This window comes from Thioclava kandeliae (assembly GCF_040297545.1).
Classification (GTDB): Bacteria; Pseudomonadota; Alphaproteobacteria; order Rhodobacterales; family Rhodobacteraceae; genus Thioclava; species Thioclava kandeliae.
The window spans coordinates 560,673-567,320 of sequence record NZ_JAYWLC010000001.1 but is presented as its reverse complement, the minus strand read 5'-3'; the positions used below and the strand labels follow the sequence as shown (position 1 = coordinate 567,320).

Sequence of the window (6,648 nt, the reverse complement as noted above, 5' to 3'; positions counted from 1 at the left end):
TTTAACCTCAGCGTCAGACCAACGCCACCAGCCTATCTCGAACAAGCCTCGCCGCTAACCCACAGGGGCTCCTTGTCGCTTACGAAACAGACATTCCACCAAAGTCATTTCATCGACGCCAGAGCGCCCCACACAGAGATGGATGCCGCCCTTCCCGGCAATTCTTACGAAAATAAGACAGTGCACCAGATTGGATTGGAGGAGGAGAGGTATTCAATAATGGAATATGAGCTCAAGAATAGCACGATACAGTAGCTTGTTGACGCTCTCAAGTTTGGAATTAGCTCCTGATCTTAATACTGATAGATGATTGTGTATTAGAATATTTCGCGCGCCATAAACTTTATCAATCCAAGTGTTGCTATCTTCCTGATGAGAGGCTTGGCACATGTCTAAGAAACTGATGCACTCGTCGCGCAGGTCGTCAAATATTTCCGCCTTCGCTCCATTAATTTGCGCTTGGCGGGCAACTTCTCGAAGGCGGTATATTTCCGATGAGACGTCAGTGAGCTTTTTCTTAAGCTTCCAGGCTGGAAGTCCCTGGTGCGAAATTTCTCGAACAGAATTTGAAAAGCTCACTTCCATCAAGTGTTCCGCAACTTGATATAAATAAAGAAAACCGCCAATACCGGATAGCTCATCTACAGCCAAGTCAAGAATACTACATAGCAGTTGATCGATGTCGCTGCAGTGTTTCGGAAGATGGAGTATCTCCACATGTCTTCGGGTGTCGGCCTGAGTGTCTCTTGCGGCCAACTGCGCGCTAGACAGGAATCTTTGAAGGGGAATTCCGCCATCAAATGCCCAAATGTTATTACGAAGCAACGAGATCTTTATCGATGAGAGTTGAAGCTCGGTCTTCTTTAGACTCTGCCGTGAAAAAACTGCCAAGCCTATATCGTCTGGAAGGTCGTCGGCAAAGTCGCTTTCGCCCTCGGTGATTTCCGCATGAAAATTCCTTCGAATAGATTCAAAGCTCCGCGATTTCCAGTATTTGACAAAACCTGCGTATGCAAAGTCGGAAAGGAATTTTTGATCCGTGAATTCCCAAGGCTCAGAGTAGTATAGCGCTGGGATAAACCACCCTATGAGTTGTTCTGTTTTCTTGCATCTTATCTTGGTGAAATCCGAAGATTTAACCCTTGGAGAAATGCAGGCGCAGGCGAAAAAGGCATTATCATCAAACTCCTGAAAGCCGCCCTTAACTGTCGTGAGGTCCACGTTGTGACGGACCAATTGCCTCTGATGGCCATCGGTGGACTGTAGCTTTGCGCCATATTCGGCAAGTTCGATGTCGTAGCTCATTTTGTTGGGCACTTGTTCAGGTGTAGAGCATCTCGTACTTTTCCTGAGCTCCAGCCCACGCGTTACTTAGGTCAAAGTGATTGGTGGCCTCAGGCAGCAGAAGTTCTCTAAACGCGAGTTGGAAGTAGTAACGCTGAGCATCACCAATCTTCTTTGCCTTTCCGCCAATTTGATTAAGGATCATAATAAGCTGGTCCAGAGAGGCGTGTGGATTTTCTTGGAAATTTAGTCGCTCTATTATCTCGGATATTTCGGATATACTTGAGTAGACTCCTTTTCTGAGCAGACTTTCACATTCTGCACCAAAGGCAGCCATCGGCTGTGTTTTCGAGAAGATTGCCGCAACGTTGGCTCCAAAGGGCCTCGAAATTTTCGGCGCATGATCAGGGTCGAAACTCCAGTTGTTTGCCTTGTCAGAGATATGCAGCAAAAATTTGTTGTAGCATTCCAAAAGCTCAGACATTGAGTCCTTGTCTGCGCTGAATTGATAACTTTCCAAGAATGACATCTCGCGAAGCGAACTTATTAGTGCCTGTTTGTCGTAGGGGAGAGGGTTGCCTGTGGAGAATGCATAGAACAACTCAACAACGTCGGAGAATTTGTATTTGGATATTCCGCGCGCTCTGCTTTGATCCACCTCACGAACAATCTCTATTCCGCCTGGCAGATTTCGCCCCTCAAGATAATCGTGATAAAGAATTTCGAGCTGGTGTCGGAAAGACATTGGAGTTTGGCCGGTGTTCAGCGTAAGCATTCTGTAAAGAATACCTTGCTTTGAGAGGCCGAGGTATATTTCAAAGCGCAGTGACCTTGAAAGAAATCGATCTAATTCAGATTTTCTCATTGGGGCGCTCAAATCAGCAAGGACACCAAGCATTGTGTGAGTTCTCTGCAAGCCATCCAATATGAGAATTCGGTGTTCAGTTATTGCTCGTTTGATCTCAAGCTCAATTTTCTCGAGGTGGGCATTGACGCTGTTGGAGACAATCACCTCCGAGACGATTTTCTTCAAATTCCCATCAGCATCTTCAGAAACCGCAAGGATAATTGGCGGAATCACACATCCTTCGGCCAAGTCTCGACGTAGCAACTCATAGGGTTTTCCTTCCGAGCGGACTTGTGACCGTTGCAGATCATTGTTCTTGATTACGTCACGAGCGAAATCCAAATATTCCTCATGGGTCATCTCCGCGGATACGTTGATACCCATGATCTTCTGATCGATTAGCCCTGTGTAAACTTGCATACGCTGCGTCCTGAGTTCTTGCTTGCCCTATTGATGAAGGTTGGCGGGAGAGAACGCAAGCGCAAGCGGGGTGAACACATTTTGAAAACTTCGACTGTTTGATATGACGAGTGTTGCAATGTTTACGTTGCATTGAAACGTCGATACGACTGGCCCCAAGTGCGACCTGAATACCTCTTTGAGCTGGTATAGATGGTGGAAGCGCTTATCACAGGAGCCAATGGCCGCAATGCTGGATGCTGTCGCAGCATGTGAAGCATTCAACAATAGGCCGCTCTGGGCCGTCTCTGCCGGACGGCCCCACTCTTCTGGGCTGCCAGTGCGCAGTACGGCCGCAGGCCCGGTTCGAACCCAAAGCAATCTTTTTGGTGGTCCGTCACACAATGCTTTCGTCGTGCTGGTACGATGCGAGAAACTCGCTCGGTGTCTGGGACATGACTTGCCGGAAGGCGTGGGAGAAGGCCGCAGTGCTTGCAAAACCGGTCTCCCGGGCGACTTGAGCAATGGCCTTGCCTTGCCCGAGTTCCGGAACGGCCCAAAGGATGCGGGCGCGCTGACGCCAGGCCTTCAATGTCATTCCGGTCTCCTCCGGAAACCGGCGGCTTGCCGTGCGCATGGATGTGGCGGCGCGGGACGCCAGTGTCTCGAGCGGCAGGTCATTGCGGTGGTCGGCCAGCGCGATTTCCGCCACCCGCAACCCGATCTCGCTCGCAGGCATGGGCAGGTAGGTCGGGGCCTGTTCGATGGCCCGAAGCTCGTGCAGGATGAGCCGGAGCATGATCCTGCCCCGCTCCGACGAAATATCGGACTCCGCAAGTGCATCCAGCAGGCTGCGCAACAGCGGTGATACGAGAGACACGAAATCCCGCGCGGGAAAGTCCTCCGGCGCCAATGCACACAACGCGGCGGGCGGCCACAGCACCACGAGAAGCTCGGCGTCGGTCATGATGTCCAGTCGATGCGGCATCTCCGGCGGAACCCAAGCTGCCAGTTGCGGCGGCAGAAGCCAGACCCCGCCCTCGGTCCGCAGTTGGGCCAGCCCCGAGGCAACGAAAGTCAGCTGCGCCTGATCATGCGCATGCTCAGGCAGAGCTTCCGTCCGCCGTTTCAGGACTCTGTGCAGTGTCACCTTCGGGGGTAAATCTGGCATTTCAGCGATGTTTGTTGGCCACATATCGATGAAGCAACCTGATATCACTCTTGAAGACACAGTCCAAGACGAAAGGCATTATACAATGCTCACGACATATATCGAAGAATATGGCCCTAACAGCGTCGTGCATCTATCGGAGGCGGAGCGTCCGGTTCCGCGCGCCGGCGAAGTGCTCGTTCGGGTCCTTGCGGCCGGGGTCAATCCCGTCGACTGGAAAATCCGCAGCGGCGCCGGCGCCCGTATGGGAATGACGCTCCCCATCCGGCTCGGCAGCGAGTATGTCGGGATTGTCGAACAGACCGGAGAAGGCGTCACGAACTTCTCCGCAGGTGATGAGGTTTTCGGGATGGTCAAGACCGGCGCCTTCTCGGAATACCTTACCGTTCCCGCCGTCGATATCGCCCGTAAGCCCGAAGGGCTCGGTCTAAAGAAGGCTGCGGCACTCCCGCTTGCTGGCACCACGGCCTGGCAAGCGATGTTCGACGAGGCCGGCCTTGTAGAGGGCCAGCGCCTGCTGATCACCGGCGCATCCGGTGGTGTAGGAACGCTTGCGGTCCAGCTTGCCAAGGCGGCCGGCGCGCATGTCACCGCCCTTTGCTCGACCCGCAATATCGACCTTGTGCGCGGCTTAGGGGCCGATGAGGTTGTCGATTATACCGCATGCCGCTTCGAAGATTTCGTCCATGACATGGACGTGGTTTTCGACACGGTCGGTGCCGAGACATTCCAGCAAGCCTTCGCAACCCTCCGCCGGGGCGGTGTAATGGTGACCGTCGTGGCTTTCCCGGAAGGGGATGAGGCCGCGCGTTATGGCGTCACGGTGAAACGTTCCTTCACGGCTTCGAACGCCGAGACACTTGGGCGGATCGGCGCACTCGCCGAAGCTGGAAAACTCGTGCCACGCATCGAACGGACATTTGGTCTATCCGAGGTTAAAGATGCCTTGGAGCTGTCCGAGAACGGGCGCGCCCGCGGGAAGATTGTGCTGACGATGTAATGATCCTGCGAAGAGGGCGCAGCGTTCCGAACGAGGAACGGCGGGAAAGCAACGAAGAGGACTGAAGGCGTGTAACGTCCGCTTGGTCCCGCTGCGCCAACCTTCACCCCGAGATTTTTCTGCATCATGCCGCGAAAGACCACTTTGGGGAAGCTACATCACAGCGACAATGCCACCTCGACCGTCGGCTTTGGGCCGATCTCGTCGATCGTGTGGCGCGGCCCTCGTGATGAGGCCGCCGCGCCGCCGCATGACTGGTTTGCGCCCTTCGCGGTATATTGAAGGGATGGAGATGCCGTGTAATAGTAATTGCAGAGGCGCAGCGTGCTCACTAGGCCAATATAGCGAAAACACGGACCTCCCCCGTCGTTATTATTGAGATTTAGCGGATGCAAAGCCGGAACGATGCATCGAGCGCGGCACGGTCGTCCTGCGTCGGATTAGTGCGGAGGTAGAACATCGCACCTGTTGACGCTGGGAAATCCACCGAGATAAGAACCGGGCCGCCTTTCAGGATTTCCACTCCATGAGTGTCGAGCTTAAGCTCGGCTAATGGCAGTCCTTCCTCGGTCCGAATGGAAACAAAATCAATCCCATAGGAGACAGCCTCGCCGGTCTCTTCGCTGGTTACACTCCATCCAGTCTGCACCTCAGAGATCAACGACCGCATCTGCGAATCCACTCCATAGGCCGAGGTCACGGATGACAGGAGAATGTACGGAATGCCGCCTTTGCAATATGCGGTAACTTGACCCACGCGCGATCTTCCGGTGACGTTTTCTGGTGATTTTGCCCAGGCGATCACACCTTTTCCATAGGGTGTGAAGGCGAAATCTTGGAAAAGATCAGTGGTAACTATCTTAAGCGCAGCCCTTTCATCAACAGTCGGCTCCCACATTTCATTTGGCAGTGCTTCGCTTAGCTGCGAAAAGAGATCTGGCCTCGCGCCCATTTCCATAATGTAGCCAAGCACTGTTGCACCCATCAACTGGGTGGCGCTTTCAGTTATATAGACGCTGTCTTCCTTCATGAAGGATCCACCTGCCGAGGAGAATTGATGAAAGCCAAGCCGGCTGCCTTCCCCTACAGACCGACGCACACCGCCTAGGAAAGCAATCCCACACGCAGAAAAACATCCTCCGTTTGCTGTCTCGTCAGTTGGCTTACCGGATACCGGGTCGATTGGGTGACGCTCTACGGTCGTATCGAGACCAGCCTCTCGGATCATCTGCCCAAGCCGGAGTCCTCCGAAAAGACTGCCGCCGTCGCTACTAAGGGCCATTACTAAGCTAAATCCGTCGAAAGGGTTCGCATCGAGAAAGGCTTGAAAGGCATCGGGGGTTTCGCTAGTGATAGCTCCTTCAGCGACAATCATGTTAGTATGATTTTGATAGAGCATCTCGAAGGTCATGTCCTTCGCATTGGCTGATATCCCAAATACACAAGCAACCAACATCATAAAAATATGGAGAAAATTCCGTATCATCCCTACTACCTTAATAAGAAATTTTCTTACAAGTGACTTAACTCGTTCATCCCTGTCAAGTTCGGCGCGAAGACGGTTTTTCCCACTGTCCTGCAGCTTATGGATGGAGACGGCGCGTCGGATTTTGTCCCAACGAGTTGAAGGCTCGACAGGGCAGGAATCTTGTACCCCTCGGCGCCAAAATTGTCTCTGACACCAAAGGTCATTGCATTGACACTGCGGCAAGTCCGATTTTGTACTGGAGCTGGGGAATGCTCACACTTGGGGCAAACTACTATTTTCCGCTTGTCAGATAGAATCTGGCGCGTTTTCAACACATATTAAGGCGTCGTAACGACTGGCAGGAATGTCCGGATAATGTTGAAAAACTCCGATGCAGCGCATTTTAGGCGCTATATATATAGATTTACAGGCACGCCAAACGGCTCATTTGGTATGTGAATTCGGTGCCGCCTGACTTT

5 protein-coding genes are annotated in these 6,648 nt (G+C 52.7%); 1 reads left to right on the top strand and 4 read right to left on the bottom strand.

The window, feature by feature from the left end:
• Window positions 1–213: 213 nt before the first annotated feature.
• The 3 genes from VSX56_RS02665 to VSX56_RS02655 all read right to left on the bottom strand — a co-directional run bounded on the left by VSX56_RS02665 (window position 214) and on the right by VSX56_RS02655 (window position 3,701).
• Window positions 214–1,305 carry a hypothetical protein gene (locus tag VSX56_RS02665; protein WP_350934630.1) on the bottom strand — a complete coding sequence of 364 codons (1,092 nt, stop codon included), beginning with the start codon at window positions 1,303–1,305 and terminating at the stop codon, window positions 214–216.
• A 16-nt stretch (window positions 1,306–1,321) separates the two neighbouring features.
• Window positions 1,322–2,551: a hypothetical protein gene (locus VSX56_RS02660; RefSeq protein WP_350934628.1), complete on the bottom strand. Its 1,230-nt coding sequence runs from the start codon at window positions 2,549–2,551 to the stop codon at window positions 1,322–1,324.
• Between the two features lie 376 nt (window positions 2,552–2,927).
• A complete protein-coding gene (locus tag VSX56_RS02655) occupies window positions 2,928–3,701 on the bottom strand; it encodes a helix-turn-helix domain-containing protein (RefSeq protein WP_350934626.1) in 774 nt (257 codons plus the stop codon).
• A gap of 85 nt (window positions 3,702–3,786) precedes the next feature.
• Between VSX56_RS02655 and VSX56_RS02650 the strand changes: the two genes are divergently transcribed.
• Window positions 3,787–4,701, top strand: coding sequence for an NADP-dependent oxidoreductase (locus tag VSX56_RS02650; RefSeq protein ID WP_350934624.1), 915 nt, complete (start codon window positions 3,787–3,789; stop codon window positions 4,699–4,701).
• Between the two features lie 382 nt (window positions 4,702–5,083).
• On the opposite strand, the gene VSX56_RS02645 is transcribed toward VSX56_RS02650, so the two are convergent.
• Window positions 5,084–6,187: a COG3904 family protein gene (locus VSX56_RS02645; protein WP_350934622.1), complete on the bottom strand. Its 1,104-nt coding sequence runs from the start codon at window positions 6,185–6,187 to the stop codon at window positions 5,084–5,086.
• Window positions 6,188–6,648 lie beyond the last annotated feature (461 nt).

Excerpts from the sequence above, each read along its gene's own strand:
- VSX56_RS02665 (WP_350934630.1), bottom strand. The coding sequence starts at position 1,305 with ATGAGCTACGACATCGAACTTGCCGAATATGGCGCAAAGCTACAGTCC.
- VSX56_RS02660 (WP_350934628.1), bottom strand. The coding sequence starts at position 2,551 with ATGCAAGTTTACACAGGGCTAATCGATCAGAAGATCATGGGTATCAAC.
- VSX56_RS02655 (WP_350934626.1), bottom strand. The coding sequence starts at position 3,701 with ATGCCAGATTTACCCCCGAAGGTGACACTGCACAGAGTCCTGAAACGG.
- VSX56_RS02650 (WP_350934624.1), top strand. The coding sequence starts at position 3,787 with ATGCTCACGACATATATCGAAGAATATGGCCCTAACAGCGTCGTGCAT.
- VSX56_RS02645 (WP_350934622.1), bottom strand. The coding sequence starts at position 6,187 with ATGATACGGAATTTTCTCCATATTTTTATGATGTTGGTTGCTTGTGTA.